Here is a 16,818-nt window from a genome sequence, read left to right as displayed (position 1 = left end):
CAGCGTTTGTATCCGCGCCCGATCGGTCCTATGTCCGGTCGACGGAAGGAAGTGAAGGCATGGTGGTTTTTGTCGTCCTGCTCGCGATGATCGCGGCGTTTCTGGCCATGCGGCTCTATGCCGTACTGGGCAAGCGTACCGGTCATGAACCCCTGCCGCGCGCGGCCGAGGAACGCATCGGCACGCCGCCCGTCGCCCGCCCGATCGAGGTGACGCCCGAAGCGCGCGTGCTGGGCCCCCGCCATGTCGAAAGCGGTGCCGAAGCCGGCCTGCGTGCGCTGATCGCCGCCGACCCGACGTTCGACGTGGCGCAGTTCGTCGAAGGGGCGAAGTCGGCCTATCGCATGATCCTCGAAGCCTTTTGGAAGGGCGATGAGGCGACGCTGGAATGGCTGACCGAGCGCGATGTGCGCGTAGCCTTTGCGCAGGCGATTGCCGATCGCAATGCGGCGGGCCAGACGCTGGAAAACCGGCTGGTGTCGATCGAGCGCGCGGTCGTGACCGAAGCGTCGGTTGAAGGTGGCGTGGCGCGCGTCGCGGTGCGCTTCGATGCCGATATCGCCGCGATCACCCGCGATGCCGACGGCAACATGATTGCCGGGTCGCTGTCGGATGCGGTCGAGACGCATGACGTGTGGACGTTCCTGCGGGTGCTCAAGAGCAGCGATCCGAACTGGAAGCTCGCTGACACCGACGAAGCCTGACGGCGATGCACAAGGGGGGGATGGCGGCATTCGCCGCGCTGCTGCTGGCCGGCTGTTCGAATGCGATCGTGCCGCGCGGCGCGGAAAGCGCGGCATCGCGACCGGCACCCGAACGGGATGCGTATGAACGTCCAATCGCGACACCGGGTACGCCCACCCGGCCCCTGCCAGTGCGACAGCCGACCGCTGCGGTGCCGTTGCCGCCGATCACCGGCACGGAAGCCGTCGACGGCGCAACCACAGCGCTCGCCGCCGGGATCGTCGCCGGGCCGCCGGTCGCCAGCCTGCCGATCCCCGAGGACGTCGCCGCCCGCGCGCTGGCGGCGTTCCGCATCAGCTGCCCCTCGGTCACGCGCAAGGCCGATCCGACCGGGCTGACCCGACCGGCCGACTGGCAGGCCGCATGCGACGCCGCGCGCGGGGTCTCCGCAGGCGCGGCGCGCGCGTTCTTTGCGCAATGGTTCGAAACCGCGCAGGTCGGTGACGGCAAGGCGTTCGCCACCGGCTATTACGAACCCGAAATCCACGGCTCGCGGACCCGTCGCAGCGGCTATGAAACGCCGATCTATGGCGTGCCCGGCGATCTGGTCGAGGCGGATCTCGGCCTGTTCTCGCCAGACCTCAAGGGCAAGAAGATTCGCGGGCGGGTCGATGGCAAGGCCTTCGTGCCGTATTTCGACCGGACCGCGATCGAGGATGGCGCGCTGGCCGGGCGGGGCCTCGAAATCGCGTGGGCGGCCGATCCGGTCGAGATGTTTTTCCTGCAGGTACAGGGTTCGGGCCGGTTGCGCCTGCCCGATGGCGGCGTGATGCGCATCGGCTATGCCGGGCAGAATGGCCGCGACTATACCGGCATCGGCAAGCTGATGCGCGACCGCGGGCTGGTCCAGCCCGGACAGGCGTCGATGCAGGGGCTGATGGCGTGGCTGCGCGCGAACCCCGAACAGGGCCGTGCGATCATGCGCGAGAACAAGAGCTTCGTGTTCTTCCGCGAACTGACCGGGGCGGGGCCGTTGGGCGCGCTGGGCGTGCCGGTCACGGGACAGGCGAGCGTCGCGGCGGATACCCGGTTCGTGCCGCTGGGCGCGCCGGTGTTCCTGTCGATGGACCGCACCGATGCCAGCGGACTGTGGGTGGCGCAGGATACCGGCGGCGCGATCAAGGGCACCAACCGCTTCGACACGTTCTGGGGTGCTGGCGACGAGGCACGGGCGATCGCCGGCGGCATGAGCGCGCGCGGCACCGCGTTCCTGCTATTGCCGGTCGGCACCGTCCAACGGATTGCGGGTGGCCGGGCGACGCCTTGATCCGGGCGAGGCGGCGCTGTGGGCGCGGGTGGTCGCGGCGGTAAAGCCGCTGCACGCCGCGCGCCCGGTCGCCGTTGCGCCGACGCCGATGGAGAAGCACGGTGCGCCTGCGCCCAAGCCGGTGCGGGCGCGTCCGGCCGCCGTGCTGCCCGCGCCGGCCAAGGCGCGCACGCCGGGGCCGACGCTCGATGCCAGCTGGGACCGGCGGCTGTCGCGCGGGCTGGTCAGCCCGGAATCGACGATCGACCTGCACGGCCACACGTTGCAGTCGGCGCACCTGCTGCTCGACCAGGGGCTGGCCCGCGCGATCCAGCGCGGTGACCGGGTGCTATTGCTGGTGACCGGCAAACCGCCGCGCCCCGAGTCGGAACGGCCGCACGCGCGCGGTGCGATCCGCGCGGCGGTGGGCGACTGGATTCTGGCGGGGCGGCATGCCGACCGCGTGGCCTCGATCCGCCCGGCGCATCCGCGCCATGGCGGGCAGGGGGCGCTGTACCTGATCCTGCGGCGGCCAGCGGCGCGCTAAACGCGAAAGGGAGGCTCCGGCATGTGCCGGAGCCTCCCTTCGTCGCAGCCCTTGCCGGCCGGGGCCGGGGATCAGCTGTGGGTGATCATGCCCCACGACTTGACCGACAGCTGGTTGGCCATGACGCCCAGCAGTTCAATCGATCCATGGCCCTCCATCGACACGATCGCGCCGTGGTCGCCGTTCACGATCGACAGCTTCTTCATGTCGACCGCGCCGTCGGCGAACCAGCCGCGCAGGTCGATGCGGTCGTCGCCGTCGAAGTCGGTGATGACGTCGTTGCCCGACACGCCGCTGAACAGGAACGTATCGGCCCCGCCACCGCCGGTCAGCCGATCATTGCCCGCGCCGCCATCGATGCCGTTGTTCCATTTGTTGCCGACGATGAAGTTGTCGAGTGCGTTACCGGTGGCGCGGACGGCGTTGCCGATCAGCGTCAGGTCCTCGACCTGTTCGCCCAGCACATAGTCGATCGAGGCGAACACCTTGTCCCGCCCGCCCAGGCCGGCATGGAAATATTCGGTGACGGTATCGCGTGCATTGTCGACATAATAGATGTCGTCGCCGTCGCCGCCTTCCATCCGGTCGGCACCGACGCCGCCGTTCAGCACGTCGTTGCCGTCGCCGCCGATCAACCGGTCGTCGCCGCCATAGCCGAACAGCTGGTCGTCGCCTTCGTCCCCGACCAGCGTCTCGTTGCCGCTGCCGCCATGGATCGTGTCGTCGCCGGTGCCGCCGTACATCGTGTTCCAGCCGGTGCCGCCATACAGCGTGTCGTTGCCGGCCCCGCCGTAGAGGGTGTCGTTGCCGTCGCCGCCGTTCAGGATATTGTCCTGATCGTTGCCGGTGATGACATTGTGGCCGGCATTGCCGGTGCCCTTGATTGCGGTACCGGTCAGGACCAGGTCCTCGACATTGGCGGACAGGCTGTAGTCGACCGAGGCGAATACCTTGTCATAGCCGCCGGCACCGTCGTTGTGGAATTCGACCACCGTGTCGCGGACGTTATCGACATAATAGGTGTCATCGCCATCGCCGCCGGTCATCCGGTCGGCCCCGGTTCCGCCGTCGAGCAGGTCGTTGCCGAGCCCGGCGGTCAACACGTCGTCACCGCCGCCGCCATAAAGACGGTTGTTGTTCTCGTTGCCGTACAGCGTGTTGTTCTGGGCATTGCCGATGCCGGTGATCGCCGGGCCGACCAGCTGCAATTCCTCGACATTGTCGGACAGGGTGTAGTCGACCGACGAGCGGACCCGGTCATAGCCTTCGCCGAACAGTTCCTCGATCACGTCGCCGACATGATCGACATGATAGGTGTCGTCGCCCTGGCCGCCGGCCATGAAGTCGGCGTCATAACCGCCCGAAAGCGTGTCGTTGCCGGGTCCGCCATACAGCTTGTCGTTGCCGGCATCGCCGTACAGCATGTCATTGTGCGCGCCGCCGTCGATGACATCGTTGCCGTCGCCGCCGTACAGCACGTCATAACCGTCGCCGCCGTACATCTTGTCGTTGCCGGCACCGCCGTAGAGCTTGTCGTTGCCAGCACCACCGTCGAGCAGGTCGTCGCCACGCCCGCCATAGAGCGTGTCGTGCCCGCCAAGGCCCCGCAGCGTGTTGCCCAGGTCGTTGGCGGTCAGGATATTGTCCTGCTCGGTCCCGGTGCCGCTGCGGGCATTGCCGATCAGCGTCAGGTCCTCGACGTTGGCGGTCAGCGTATAGTCGACCGAGGCGAATACCTTGTCATAGCCGCCCTTGCCGTTGTTGTAATATTCGCTGACCCGGTCTCCGGCATTGTCGACATAATAGGTATCGTCGCCGTCGCCGCCGGTCATGTCGTCGGCCCCGGTCCCGCCGTCGAGCAGGTCGTTGCCCGCGCCGCCAGTCATGGTGTCGTTGCCCGCGCCGCCGAACATCTTGTCATGGCCAGCGCGGCCATCCATCACGTCGTTCCCAGCGCCGCCGGTCAGCAGGTCGTCGCCGAACGTGCCCTGCGTGTGCGGGACGCTGTCGTTCAGGTAGAAGGTCTCGCCCTTGCTGGTGTAGCTTTCGGTATCGCTGTTCGCATAGACGCGGACATAGTCGACCTTGAACTGCCCCGTGCCCGTCGTGGCATCGGGCGCACCCGGCCAGCTGCCGCCGACTGCCAGATTGATCATCATGTAGAATTCGGCCGTCGCGTCGCTCGGCGACTTGTAGCGCGCGGCCTCAACGCCATCGATGTACCAGACCAGTGCGTCCTTGGTCCAGTTCATGCCGTAGGTATGCGGCTCGCTGGAATCGACGTGCGTCGTCTGGCTCTGATAGGTGTGCGACCCCGTTTCGGCGGCGGTGTGGCTGCTCATGTAGATCGTGTCCGACCGGTCGCCGGTCGCTTCCACGACATCCAGTTCGGGCGGCCAGCGGCCATCCGCGGACTTCAGCCAGAAGGCGGGCAGGAAGCCCTTCCCCTCGGGCAGGGTCGCGCGGATTTCGAAATAGCCGTATTTCTGCGAGAAGGCATCCTTCGTCGACAGCACGCCGGTGGTATAGGTCCGGCCATCGATCAGGCTGGACAGCGCACCCGCCGGCCGGGCGGTAATCGCCAGCACGCCGTTATCGATCGAGAAGGGGTTCACCCCCAAGAGCTTCGACGCGCTGTTAAGGAACGTGTCGTTCACATAGGCGCCGGCTTCTCCGGGACGGAAATTGTCGTTGGTCCCGCCGTTGCCCCAGTCCGTGCGCCAGAACCCGCCCTGTGACTGGGTAACCAGCTTGTCGAAATTCTCCTCGAACGTCAGCTTCAGCGTGCTGCGATCGAGTTCGAGTTCGAAATTCTTCGCCGATAGCGTCTCGAGCTGCGTGTTGCGCAGCACCAATTTCTGATCGTCCGCCAGGGCGATCGTCACGTCGGTACCCGTCTGCGTCATGCGGGTCTTCAGATCGGCAAAGTCATGATAGCCGAAGCCGCTGAGGCGCACATTGTCCTGCGTGACGTTGAAATTATAGACTGCATCCGATCCTTCGCCCTTGCGCAGGATGAAGGTGTCGATGCCCGTGCCGCCGACGAGTACGTCGTTGCCGAGTCCACCGTTCAGCTCGCTGCCGGAATCGCCCGCAGTCAGAATGTTGTCGAGTGCATTGCCGATGCCGAACCGGGCGCTGGCCCCCGATAGCGTGAGGTTTTCGACCTGATCGGGCAGATAGGCCGCTTCGACATGGCTGTAGATCGTGTCGATGCCGCCCCCGGCCTTCTCGACGACGGTCCCTTTCGACCACAGGTGATAGGTGTCGTCGCCGTCGCCACCGGTAAGCGTGCTGTTGCCGCCGCCATAGCCCAGGCTGTGCAGCACGTTATTATCGGCGTTGCCGTTGCTTATGGTGCCGTCGGCATTCCTGACGGCGTTGCTCTTAACAGCCCCCGAAACCGAAAGCTTCTTTCCTGCGCCGTTGACGTAATCCATGTGGACGAATCCCTCTGACCAATCGGTCATCGGATCGCCGATTTGCTGTAAAGTTTCGGCTTGCGCATGAAGTTAAATCATTGTTCATCTTAATTTGCCTAGCCAGTGTGTCGTCCGCCGGCGCTGACGATCCGGTACGGTGCGGACTGAACCCGGATGCGGCGCGTCGTTTGGGGCGTTTTGCCCTCAGGCGCACCGGAATGCTGGTTTTTTTGCAATGCAGCATTGTTTTGACGTCGCCATCATCCTGGGTTAGGCGGACCCATGACTGAAACCGGCGCAGCTTGGAGATGCAAGGTGCCAATCCGTAAGCGAATCGGCGCGCGCCAACGGTGCAGTGTGGGTAAGGTGCTGACATCGGCGATGCTGGTGGGTGCCGTGCCTGCCATGGCGCAGCCGCGCGATGTCGCCGGGCGATCGCGCGATGTGCAGCAGCCCTTGTCGTTGTACCTGCCGTCGGCGGTCGCGTCGGCACCGGTGTCGCTGCGCGAAAACGATATCCGGATCACGCCGGCATTGTCGGTCGCCTATGACGACAACATCTTTCGTACCATCAAGGGGGCGTCGGGCCGGGAAGACGAGCTGATCGTCGCGCCTTCGGTGACGGCGCAGGTCGACCGGGTTCTCGCCGGCGCGCAAGTGACGGCAAGTGCGCTGTACGGCTACGAAGTCTTTACCTTCCACCCGGATCGCAGCCGTCCGCGCATCGCGCTGAACGCACGCGGCACGGCGGGGATCGCGGGTACGTGCAGCGTCACGCCTTACGGCGAATATCGCCGCGAACGTACGGATTTCGGCGATCTGAACGCCCCGCTCGACAACACCATCCGCACGTCGCGCTTCGGCGCGACCGCGACGTGCCAGCGGCCGGCAGGTCTCTATCCGCTGCTGTCGGCCGAGCGGTATCAGTCGAGCAACGACGGCGAATTCGAATATGCCGATCAGCGCACGACTTCCGGGGTCGTCGGCATCGGGTATCGCCGGCCGAGCCTGGGGCAGGCGCTCGCCTATTATCGCCGCGACGATATCGTGCGTCCGAACCAGGTGCGGGGCGACAGTTCGGTCGACCGCGCCGGGGTGGCGATTGACCGTGCGGTGTCGCCGCTGCTGACCGCCAGCGTCGACCTCCACTGGCTGTCGGTGCGCAGCCAGGACCCGCTGATCGAGGATTATGGCGGCCTTGGCTGGCGTGCGCAGATTGTCAGCCGCGCGCTCGCGCCGCTGAAGATCGAGGCGACGGCCGCGCGGTCGGTCGTGTTCGATACGCTGTTGACCACCGCCTATGCCGTGCAGTCGAGCTACAGCCTGGTCGGGCAGATGCAGGTCAACGAACTGACGTCCGCCACGCTCGGGTTCGATTACCGGACGCGCGATTTCCGCGCGCCCCCGAACGGTGTGCGCGGCGGGTTGGAAAAGGACCAGTCGCCGATCTTCCGTGCCGGTTTGGCACGGCAGATGACCGGGCGCCTGTTTCTGCGACTCGACGCGACCCATTCGCGGCGCAAGACGGAGCCATCGATCGGCGATTTCGATGCGACGCGCGTCACCGCGTCTGCTGAAATGCGATTCTGAGGAAAAGGCTGAGCCAAGATGAACAGCAACAAGATGCGCCTGGTCGGCGGGGCGGTGTTTGCCGCAATGACCTTCACGTCGGCCCTCCCGGCGCAGACCCCGGCGACCGCGCCGGCGGCCACGCTGCCGCAGGCGGGCTATATTCTGGGTCCCGACGATGAAGTCGCGATCAGCGTCTATGGCCGCACCGACATGGCGGTAAAGACGCGTATCGCCGCCGACGGCACGGTCAATATGCCGCTGCTGGGCCCGGTGCGGGCCGCCGGCATGACCGCCGCCGACCTGTCGCGCAGCCTGGCCGCCGAATATTCGCGTCGCGGATACCTGACCAAGCCGTCGATCAGCGTCGAGGTTTCGAACTATGTCAGCCGGTCGGCGACGGTGCTGGGCAATGTGCCCAATGCCGGCAACTATCCGCTCGACCGCCCCTACACCATCGCGATGCTGGTCGCGCGGGCGGGCGGCGTGCGGGCCGATGGTGCCAATGTCGTCGTGCTGACCCCGATGAACGGCACGCCCGAGCGGCTGTCGCTGGCCGATCTGACGGCGGGCGGCGCACGGCTGGTGCGCCCGGGCGACACGCTGTTCGTGCCGCCGGCCGAAATGGTCTATGTCTATGGCCAGGTGAACGAGCCGGGCGCCTTCGCGGTGCAGCCGGGCATGACCTATCGCCAGGCACTGGCGCGGGCCGGCGGCCCGACGCTGGCGGGATCGACGCGGCGGATCGAGGTGCGTCGCAGCGGCAAGAAGGTGGAGGGGCTGGGCCTCGACGATGTCGTGCAGCCCGAGGACGTGCTGATCATCAAGGAAAAGCTGTTTTGATCGCGACCGGTCTCTAAAGGGAATTTCGCATGGGCGTGTTCGCCAGTTTGAAGGCCATGTTCGCGCGGCTGATCGATCCGCCCGGCAGCGGTACGTTGCGGATCGAACGCGTCGTGCCGTATCCGCCGGCCGCGGCGCCTGCCGCGCCGGTCGAACAGCCCGATCGTCGGCTGCGCATCCATCGCGGCTTCGCAGCGGCGTTGCCGGTCGAGGACCGCTTCGGCCTGTCGGGCCGGACGGAAGAAGTCGACCGGATGGTGCGCGGCGTCGTGTGGGAACGCAAGCACGTCGTCGTGTTCGGCGCGCGTGGGTCGGGCAAGACGTCGCTGGTTCGCGTGTTCGGCGACTTCGCCGACGAAGTAGGCCAGGTCGTCCTGTACGAATCCACCAGCGGCAATATCGGCTTCACCGATCTGTTCCGCCCCTTCCTCGAATCGCTGCCCGGCACCGGTCGCGATACCGCGCTGATGCAGCGGCTGGCCGCGCTGGAGACGGCCTCGTTCGGCCCGCGCGAGCTGGCAACGGCCCTGGGAGAAGTGCGGCAGTCGACCGTCCTCGTCCTCGACGAATTCGACCGGATCGACGATCCGGCGGTACAGTCCGAGGTCGCCGCGCTGATGAAGCTGCTGAGCGACATGCATGCGCGCGTGCAGGTCGTGATCGTCGGCATCGCGGCGAATGTCGATGATCTGATCAGCGGTCACCCGTCGCTGCGGCGGCATATGCTGGTCGTGCCGGTCGGGCCGATTGCAGCCGACGACCTGCGCAGCCTGCTGGAGACCTGTGCGGGCAAGAGCGGCATGACCTTTGCGCCCGATGCGGCGGCGGCGATCGTGCATTCGGCCTATGGCTCGCCCTATCACGCCCGGCTGTTCGGGGTGGAATCGGCGCTGGTCGCCAACGCGCGGGGCAGCGACCGGATCGAGATGGCCGATGTGATGCGCGGGTTCCAGTCCGCGTTCGCGGCCTGGGCCGACATCAGCGGCAACGACCATCGCATTTTCGCGCGGGCGGTCGGTGAGCCGGGGGTCAACGACGATCTGCTGCGGCTGGTCGAACATGCGACGCTGGGCGCGGGTGAGGCAGCGGATGCTTCGCTTGGCCGTGCGATGGTGCAGGTCGACCCGGCATTGGTGACGATGGCGCATGGCGCGGTGATGTTCCGCGACAGCCTGGCGCCGCAGTTCCTGGGATTGATGATCGAACATGGGGTCGGGGCGCGCCGGTTCGGCGGGCAGTGATCGGGGACGGGGCCTGCCCCCGGAAAGGTGTGACGAAATGAGCTTCAACTTAGCCGATCTCTGGCAGGTCGTACGAACGCGGCTGCTGCTGATCCTGCTGGTCGGCGGGGTGGTGTTCGCGCTGGCCGCGACGCTGGCGCTGATCCAGCCGCGCCAGTACCGCGCCACCTCGTCGCTGCTGGTCGACTTGGCCCAGACCGACCAGTCGGAAAAGGACCAGCAGCAAAGCGCCGCCGTGATCGATTCGATCATCGGCACGCAGGTCAGCGTGCTGCGCAGCGAACTGGTCCTGTCCGAAGTTGCGACCAAGTCGGGGCTGATCGAAAAGCCGAACGACCCGGTCGAGGCACAGCGGGTGCGGGACGAGATCGCGAAGAACCTGAGCGTCGATACCGATCGCCAGAGCAACGTGATCACCATCGGCTTCATCGACCGCGATCCGGAAACGGCCGCACGGGTCGCGAACCTGTTCGCCGACACCTTCCTCGCCAAGCAGGTCGAGCTGCGCGTCAACCCGGCCCGCGTCAACGCCCGTTGGTACGATCAGCGGACGGCGGAAGTCCGCGAGCGGTTCGAGGCGGCGCAGCGTCGCCTGACCGATTTCCAGCGCGCCAATGGCATCATCGGCGTCGACCGCATGGACGTCGAGGCGGAGAAGCTGAAGAGCCTGTCGGCCGAGCTGACCAGCGCCGAAGCCGCCGCCGCCGAGGCACGGTCGAAGGCCGGTGGCGCGAACATGCCCGAGGTCAACGCCGCACTATCGGTGCAGGGCCTGCAGCAGCAGGTCGCGATCAAGTCGGCCGAGGCCGCCGAACTCGCCCGGACGCTCGGCCCGAACCATCCCGAGATGGTCGCGGCGCAGGCGCAGGTGGCAACGCTGCGCGCCCAGCTGGCGGCAACCCGCGGTATCCAGTCGAACGCCCTGTCGGCCGCCAGCGGTGCAGCGGTGCGGCGTGAGGCCGACCTGCGCAGCCGCCTTGCCGAACAGCAGTCGCGGATGCTGCGCATGTCGGGCACGCAGGACCAGCTGTCGGTGCTGCAGCGCGACGTCGATGCCGCGCGCCAGACCTATGAAACGGTGCGTCAGCGGCTGAACGATGCCGCACTCAAGAGCGAGGTGTCGCGCGCTAACACGACGATCCTCGACCGTGCGGTCGCACCGCTGCTGCCGTTCAAGCCGAACGTGCTGCTGTGGCTGCTGGGCGGACTGGTGTTCGGTGGCGTGCTGGGTTGCGGCCTTGCGCTGATCCTCGAAATCGCGTCGCCGCGGGCGCGCTCGGTCAGCGGGCTGTCGAAGGCGACCGAACTCGACGTCCTGGCCGATTTCACCGACGGCAGCTCGGACACCTCCACCGCCCTTGCGCTCCGTCACGCCTAAGCTTCGGGAAAGTACATCCTATGCGTTTGAAATCGACGGTACATCGCCAGGGGGCGGGGGACACGCCCGTTCAGGGTAACGACGACGCCCGGTCGCTGTTGCAGCCGGGGGACCAGCGCGTCGACCCGCTGGTCGTCGCGGCGTTCCGCAACGACGACATGGTGGCCAAGATCCGCGCGATCCGGGCCAAGGTGATCGCGGCGACCAGCGAGCAGACGGGCATGGCCACCCGCATCGCGCTGACCGCCATCGTCGGCGTCTCGCCCGGCGATGCGCCGTCGGTGCTGAGCGCGAACCTGGCAACGGTGTTTGCGCAGATGGGGACCGTCACCGGTCTGGTCGATGCCGGCCTTGCCGATCCGGCAATCGCATCGCTGCTGCGCGTGCCCGAAGCGCCGGGCCTTGCCGACAGCCTGCGCACGCCCGATGCCCCGATCGCGGCACAGCGGACCGCGATCCCCGGCCTGTTCGTCTTGCCGGCGGGCAGCGATGCCGCGTCGCAGGCGAGCCATCTGGAACGTGGCGCACTGGTCGATCAGGTCGAACAATGGTCGATGCCGGGCGTCCGCCAGATCATCGTCGCCTTGCCGGCGATGGGCGACCGCGTCCTGGCGCTGGGCAACCTGCTTGCCGGGTTCGACAATGTCGTGATCGTCGCGGAAAAGCACCGGACCAAGATCGCTGACATCCGCCGCATCGTCGACGTCCTCGACCAGCGCGGCATCCCCGTCGCCGGGTCGGTCCTCGTCTGATCCGGTGTTCCGGCTGGGCGACGTCCCGATGTCGCCCGGCCGGAGGACGATGACGATCCAGCCCGCATGAACCCGCGCCGCACCCCCCCCTGGATCGATGTGCTGCGCCGCTATGGGCTGGTCAGCGGCTCGTCGGCATTCGTCTCGGTCGCGCATTTCGCGATCCAGCTCGTGGCGATCGCCCGGCTTCCGGCCAGTGGGGTCGGATTGCTCGCCTTTGCGATCGTCCTGATCCAGCTGGGCTTCGGCCTGTCGAATGCGCTGGTCTGCGCACCCTATTCGATCCTCGCCCACCGCGCCGATGGCAGCGCGGATGGCCTGCCGACGCTGCGTGCGATCAATCTCGCGCTGTCGGCGGGTTATGGCGTGCTGGTCGGTATCGTCATGGGCGTCGGTGCGTCCTCGCTACCGGTCGGGCTGGGCTTTGGCGCGACCGCGTTCCTTGCACTGATCCGCTGGTTTGGGCGCAACCATGCCTATGCCGCCGACCAGCCGATGCGGGCGGCCCTGTCCGACCTGCTCTATGCCGCGATCCTAGGCCTGTGGGCCGGGGGCGTGCTGCTGCTGGGCGGCGGGCTGGCGCATATCGCGGCCGGGTTCGTGGTGGCATCGCTGCTCGCGCTGGTGCCGTTCGGTTCGGTGATCGGCGAGTTGGTCGGGATCGCGTCCTTCGGTGCCTATCGCCCGATCTGGCGCGATCAGGCGAGCTGGGCGCTGGTCGGTGTCGTGACCAGCGAGGCGACGACCAACGGCCATGCCTATCTGGTGACGGCGATGCTGGGGCCGGACGCGTTCGCCCCGCTCAGTGTCGCAGCACTCTTCCTGCGCCCGCTCAACGTCTGCGTGACCGCGCTGACCCAGACCGAACGTCCGCGCATGGCACGCGACCTGAGCGCCGGGCGCGTCGATGCGGCCGAGCGGTCGCGCCGCCATTTCCTGCTGGTCCTGCTGCTGCTATGGGCCGGCACGATCGCGCTGGCGGCGGGAATGCTGTGGCTGGTGCCCGGCACCGTCGTCCCGGCAAAGCTGGATGCGCGATCGGTCGAGATCGCGGTGGTGCTGACCGGGGTGATCGCGCTGCTGCAATGCCTGATGACGCCGTCGAGCGTGCTGTTGCAGGCCGCCGACCGGTTTCGCGCGCTGGCGACGGCCAGCATGGTGGCATGCGGCGTGTCGATCGCGGGCGTCGTGCTGGTGCTGACCAGCCTTGCCGCCGCGTGGTCGCTGATCGGCATCCTGCTGGGGCAGATGGTGATGATGTGGGGCATCGTGGTGGCCGAGCGGCGTTGGCGCCGCGACCGCCGGGAAACGGTATCGAGGGAACGGAACCATGCTTAAGGCTCTTGCCAAGACCCTGTATCTGGGGGCGCTGCGCCGCTACGCCTTCGTGCGGCTGCGCACGGTGCGGCAACGGCCGCATGGCCTGCCTTTCCCGCTGGTCGTGTCGCTGACCTCCTATTCCAAGCGGTTCGACACGCTGGCCCCCACGCTCGCCACCTTGCTGTCGCAGGCGGTGAAAGCCGATGCGACCGTGCTGTGGATCGCCCCGGCCGATATCGACGCGCTGCCCGCCGAGGTACGCGCGCTGGAGGCCCATGGGCTGACGATCCGGACCACCCCCGATCTGCGCTCGTACAAGAAGATCATCCCCGCACTGGAGGCATATCCCGACGCGGCGATCGTCACCGCCGACGACGATGTTTACTATCCCGCCGACTGGCTGGGGTATCTCGTCGACGACTGGCGCGCCGACCGTCGCGAAATCCTGTGCGCCCGCGCCCATCGCATGAAGCGGCAGGGTGACGGCCTTGCTCCCTATGTCGACTGGGAACATCAGGTCGACGATCTGGGCGACAGCCCCAATCTCTTCGGCACCGGCATTGGCGGCATCCTCTATCCGCCGGGCATCTTTCATCCCGACGTGACGCGGGTCGACCGGTTGCTCGAACTGTGCCCGACGACGGACGATGTGTGGCTGAACTGGATGGCGCGGCTGTCGGGTGCGACGGTGCGCCGGGTCGGCCCGCGCCGCCGCTTCCGCGAATGGCCGGGGTCGCAGGCAGTCGCGCTGATGAACGTCAATTTCGTCAATGATTCGAACAACGACCGCCAGATCGCCCAGATCGTCGAAGCCTATGGCGTGCCGGAGAATATCCGATGACGATCAAGGGTCGCGCCGTCGCCGCGGTGCGGTGGACCAGCTTTGCCACGGCGGGGCGGGTGCTGTTACAGACGCTGCAGATTTTCGTCCTCGCCCGCCTGCTGACCCAGCATGATTTCGGGTTGATGGCGATGGTGCTGACCGTCACCGCCTTTGTCCAGCTATTTGCCGATCTGGGCGTCAGTTCGGTCATCATTCACAGCCGGACAATTTCCGACGGCGCGCTGACCACGCTCTATTGGCTGAACGTCGCGATCGGCGCGGCGCTGGCCGGGATCGTCGCGGCGGCATCGCCTGCACTCGCCAGCTTCCTGGGCGACTCGCGCGCCGCGCTGCCGCTGGCATTGTCGGGATTGTCGTTCCTGTTCCTGGCGCTGGGGCAACAGATCAAGGTACTGGCCGAAAAGCGGCTGGAGTTCCGCACCATCGCCATCGTCGAGCTGTGTTCGGCGGCGATCAGCACGCTGGCGGCGATCATCCTCGCGTGGAACGGGGCCGGGGTCTATGCGCTGGTCGCGGCGATCCTGCTGCTGAGCGGTGGCAACAGCCTGTTCTACTGGATCTTCGCGCGGTCGGACGACTGGCACCTGCGCGCCTATTTCCGCTTCGCCGATGCCAAGCCGTATCTGGGATCGGGCATGTATCTGCTCGGCGCCAGCCTCGCCAATACCGCCGCGGTGCAGATCGATATCCTGATCGTCGGGCGGCTGCTCGGCAGCACGATGCTCGGCATCTATTCGGTGCCGCGCGAACTGTGCCTGAAGGTGATGATGGCGACCAACCCGATCATCACGCGGGTCGGTACACCGCTGCTGGCCGAGGTGCAGCATGACAAGGGGCGCATCCGCAACGTCTACCTGACCACGCTGGCGATGACCTCTGCGATCAATTTCCCGATCTACGGCTTTATCGCCGCCTTTCGCCAGGACGTCGCGCTGATCGCGCTGGGGCCGCGCTGGGGCGATGCCGCCGACCTGCTCGGCATGTTCGCGCTGTGGGGCATGTTCCGTTCGCTGGGCAATCCGGTGGGCAGCCTGCTCTATGGCACCGGCAAGTCGAAGGTCGCGCTGATCCAGTCGCTGAGCGTTGCCGTGGCGCTGGCGATCACCGCCGCGATTTCGGCGCATTGGGGTGCGATGGGTGTCGCGGTGGGTATCACCATCTTCTATGCGGTCTTCGCGATCGCGCTATGGGCGGGTGTCATCCGGCCGCTGACCGGCGCGGGGTTCGTCGAGTATAATCTGCAATGGCTGCGCCCGCTGGTGGCGACCGCCGCAGCGGCGGCCGTGGGCCTGTTCGTGGCGATGCCGATCACCGACCACTTCATCCGGATCGTGGCCGGCGGTATCGCAGGGGGGCTGGTATATCTTGGCAGCAGCTGGTTCCTGAACCGGCGCTGGGTACTGTCGATGATGGCGCTGGTCAGCCGGCGCAGGGCGGAGGCTTAGGCCATGGCGACGACGATCCCCGAAACGATGCTCCCGGCACCCGTGCCGCAGCGAAGCTGGCACCGTTCGACCGAAATGCTGCGCTATGACCGGCGGGTGCAGCTGTTCTTCCAGTTCGTGCTGCTCGCGCTGTTCTACATGATTTGCGTCAATCTGCGCTACATGCCCGCGAACGACGCGTATGCTGCGGCAGAGAATCTCGATGGCGAAGTGCTGGCTGCGCAGGCTGGCAGCGCGTTCCGGCAGTTCTTCTATTTTGCTCTCTTCGGGGTCGTGACGGTCGTCGTCTTCTACATGCGCGGCCTGAAGAACCTGCATGCCATTTCATATGCTTATCTGATTGCCTGCATGTGGTGTCTGCTGAGCGCGACTTGGGCGATCGATCCCGGCATCTCGATCCGTCGTTCGCTGGGCATGGTCGTCGTGCTTGCCAGTATGGCATTCGCCATCGAGATTCTGGGCGCGCGAAAGACGGTACGCATCATGTACATCTTTCTCGGATTGACCGTGGTCGCGTCTATCGTCACGGCCAGCCTCTCGTCGATCCCGCTTTTCTCGTTTGCGGTCCACCCGGCAAACGAGCTCGATCCGGAATTGATCGGGACGTGGAAAGGGATTTTTCGGCACAAGAACGTGACCGGCGCGGTCATGGCCTATGCGACGATCATCTTTTTCCATCACAGCTGGCGTCGGCGACACTGGCTGGACATCGTCCTGTGTCTCGGCGCCGTTCTAGTGCTGGCGAAGACCCACTCCAAGACGTCGCTGGGCTGGGTCGGCATCAGTCTGATGTTTTCGTACATATTGTATCGCTGCCGGGTGGGTAATCCGTCGAAGCGCATTCTGTTCTGGTACGGGCTGATCCTGCTTGTCGCCACGGCCGGCATGCTGGTCGCCATGAACTGGGACCTCGTTTACGCCTATTTCTCGGATTACGAGACACTGTCGGGACGGGTGGCGATCTGGGCGTCGATCATGCCGTACATCCGCGACCATTTCCTGCTCGGATCGGGCTATGGCTCGTTCTACGCGATCGGTGAAGCGTCGCCGATGTTGCGGCTGGGGGTGAACAAGGTCGTTGCGGCGGTCGGACACTCGCACTCGGGCTATTTCGAGATTTTGCTGACCACCGGCATCATCGGCCTGATCCTGGCGCTGGTCGCGCTGGTCGTCCTCCCCTTCTACCGGTTCTGGACGGCATCCGACCGCGACCTTCCGCTGGCGTCGATGGGGGCCGGGGTCTGGTTCTTCGGCGTGGTGCAGAACTTCACCGAGGCGCAGTTCTTTGCCCCCGACAAGGAAAGCTGGTCGTTCGTGGTCGTGTTCATCCTCATCATGCACACGCGGTATGTCGCGGCGTTGCGCGGCGAGGACCAGTGGCTGGTCGATACGAACTGGGACACCACCCGGCCCGTCCGTCGCCACGGTTGGTCGCGGCGCTATCGCCAGCGCCAACCAGGATAAGGG

13 protein-coding genes are annotated in these 16,818 nt (G+C 66.4%); 12 read left to right on the top strand and 1 reads right to left on the bottom strand.

Annotated features, from left to right (window positions below):
- The first annotated feature begins 59 nt into the window (after positions 1-59).
- Genes ASE67_RS13120 through ASE67_RS13110 form a run of 3 tightly spaced genes read left to right on the top strand, consistent with a single transcriptional unit; the run spans position 60 to position 2,537 of the window.
- Entirely contained in the window at positions 60-704 is a 645-nt protein-coding gene (locus ASE67_RS13120; RefSeq protein WP_443025579.1) for a Tim44/TimA family putative adaptor protein, read from the top strand.
- A gap of 20 nt (positions 705-724) precedes the next feature.
- Positions 725-2,011 (top strand): murein transglycosylase A, encoded by a 1,287-nt coding sequence (gene mltA, locus ASE67_RS13115; protein WP_235511902.1) that lies wholly within the window; start codon positions 725-727, stop codon positions 2,009-2,011.
- The gene (locus ASE67_RS13110; RefSeq protein ID WP_055762118.1) at positions 1,992-2,537 is read left to right on the top strand and encodes a Smr/MutS family protein; all 546 of its coding nucleotides are present in this window, start codon (positions 1,992-1,994) and stop codon (positions 2,535-2,537) included. Before mltA ends, ASE67_RS13110 begins: the two co-directional genes overlap by 20 nt.
- A gap of 71 nt (positions 2,538-2,608) precedes the next feature.
- Here the strand turns inward: ASE67_RS13110 and ASE67_RS13105 are convergent, their stop codons facing one another.
- Positions 2,609-5,977 (bottom strand): family 16 glycosylhydrolase, encoded by a 3,369-nt coding sequence (locus ASE67_RS13105; RefSeq protein ID WP_055762116.1) that lies wholly within the window; start codon positions 5,975-5,977, stop codon positions 2,609-2,611.
- A gap of 339 nt (positions 5,978-6,316) precedes the next feature.
- Here ASE67_RS13105 and ASE67_RS13100 point away from each other — a divergent pair, with 339 nt between their 5' ends.
- The 9 genes from ASE67_RS13100 (at position 6,317) to ASE67_RS13060 (ending at position 16,815) form a co-directional block, all read left to right on the top strand.
- Positions 6,317-7,549 carry an outer membrane beta-barrel protein gene (locus tag ASE67_RS13100; protein WP_055762113.1) on the top strand — a complete coding sequence of 411 codons (1,233 nt, stop codon included), beginning with the start codon at positions 6,317-6,319 and terminating at the stop codon, positions 7,547-7,549.
- A gap of 18 nt (positions 7,550-7,567) precedes the next feature.
- Entirely contained in the window at positions 7,568-8,371 is an 804-nt protein-coding gene (locus ASE67_RS13095; RefSeq protein ID WP_055762110.1) for a polysaccharide biosynthesis/export family protein, read from the top strand.
- A gap of 29 nt (positions 8,372-8,400) precedes the next feature.
- Positions 8,401-9,612: an ATP-binding protein gene (locus tag ASE67_RS13090; RefSeq protein ID WP_055762107.1), complete on the top strand. Its 1,212-nt coding sequence runs from the start codon at positions 8,401-8,403 to the stop codon at positions 9,610-9,612.
- Between the two features lie 37 nt (positions 9,613-9,649).
- Positions 9,650-10,990: a GNVR domain-containing protein gene (locus ASE67_RS13085; protein ID WP_055762105.1), complete on the top strand. Its 1,341-nt coding sequence runs from the start codon at positions 9,650-9,652 to the stop codon at positions 10,988-10,990.
- A gap of 20 nt (positions 10,991-11,010) precedes the next feature.
- Complete coding sequence (locus ASE67_RS13080; protein ID WP_055762102.1) at positions 11,011-11,742, top strand: P-loop NTPase; 732 nt, start codon at positions 11,011-11,013, stop codon at positions 11,740-11,742.
- A gap of 66 nt (positions 11,743-11,808) precedes the next feature.
- Positions 11,809-13,080, top strand: a complete 1,272-nt coding sequence (locus ASE67_RS13075; protein WP_055762098.1) for a hypothetical protein — start codon at positions 11,809-11,811, stop codon at positions 13,078-13,080.
- Positions 13,073-13,903 carry a hypothetical protein gene (locus ASE67_RS13070; protein ID WP_055762094.1) on the top strand — a complete coding sequence of 277 codons (831 nt, stop codon included), beginning with the start codon at positions 13,073-13,075 and terminating at the stop codon, positions 13,901-13,903. The genes ASE67_RS13075 and ASE67_RS13070 overlap by 8 nt, the downstream gene beginning before the upstream one ends.
- Positions 13,900-15,351: an MOP flippase family protein gene (locus tag ASE67_RS13065; RefSeq protein WP_055762091.1), complete on the top strand. Its 1,452-nt coding sequence runs from the start codon at positions 13,900-13,902 to the stop codon at positions 15,349-15,351. Before ASE67_RS13070 ends, ASE67_RS13065 begins: the two co-directional genes overlap by 4 nt.
- 3 nt (positions 15,352-15,354) lie before the next feature.
- Positions 15,355-16,815, top strand: a complete 1,461-nt coding sequence (locus tag ASE67_RS13060; protein ID WP_055762088.1) for an O-antigen ligase family protein — start codon at positions 15,355-15,357, stop codon at positions 16,813-16,815.
- Positions 16,816-16,818: the final 3 nt, after the last annotated feature.

It is taken from the genome of Sphingomonas sp. Leaf23, assembly GCF_001421585.1.
Lineage (GTDB): Bacteria > Pseudomonadota > Alphaproteobacteria > Sphingomonadales > Sphingomonadaceae > Sphingomonas.
This window is presented reverse-complemented; position numbering and strand designations above follow the sequence as displayed.

Coding starts and splice junctions, on each gene's coding strand:
- ASE67_RS13120 (WP_443025579.1), top strand. CDS start 60: ATGGTGGTTTTTGTCGTCCTGCTCGCGATGATCGCGGCGTTTCTGGCC.
- mltA (WP_235511902.1), top strand. CDS start 725: ATGGCGGCATTCGCCGCGCTGCTGCTGGCCGGCTGTTCGAATGCGATC.
- ASE67_RS13105 (WP_055762116.1), bottom strand. CDS start 5,977: ATGGATTACGTCAACGGCGCAGGAAAGAAGCTTTCGGTTTCGGGGGCT.
- ASE67_RS13095 (WP_055762110.1), top strand. CDS start 7,568: ATGAACAGCAACAAGATGCGCCTGGTCGGCGGGGCGGTGTTTGCCGCA.
- ASE67_RS13090 (WP_055762107.1), top strand. CDS start 8,401: ATGGGCGTGTTCGCCAGTTTGAAGGCCATGTTCGCGCGGCTGATCGAT.
- ASE67_RS13085 (WP_055762105.1), top strand. CDS start 9,650: ATGAGCTTCAACTTAGCCGATCTCTGGCAGGTCGTACGAACGCGGCTG.
- ASE67_RS13080 (WP_055762102.1), top strand. CDS start 11,011: ATGCGTTTGAAATCGACGGTACATCGCCAGGGGGCGGGGGACACGCCC.
- ASE67_RS13075 (WP_055762098.1), top strand. CDS start 11,809: ATGAACCCGCGCCGCACCCCCCCCTGGATCGATGTGCTGCGCCGCTAT.
- ASE67_RS13070 (WP_055762094.1), top strand. CDS start 13,073: ATGCTTAAGGCTCTTGCCAAGACCCTGTATCTGGGGGCGCTGCGCCGC.
- ASE67_RS13065 (WP_055762091.1), top strand. CDS start 13,900: ATGACGATCAAGGGTCGCGCCGTCGCCGCGGTGCGGTGGACCAGCTTT.
- ASE67_RS13060 (WP_055762088.1), top strand. CDS start 15,355: ATGGCGACGACGATCCCCGAAACGATGCTCCCGGCACCCGTGCCGCAG.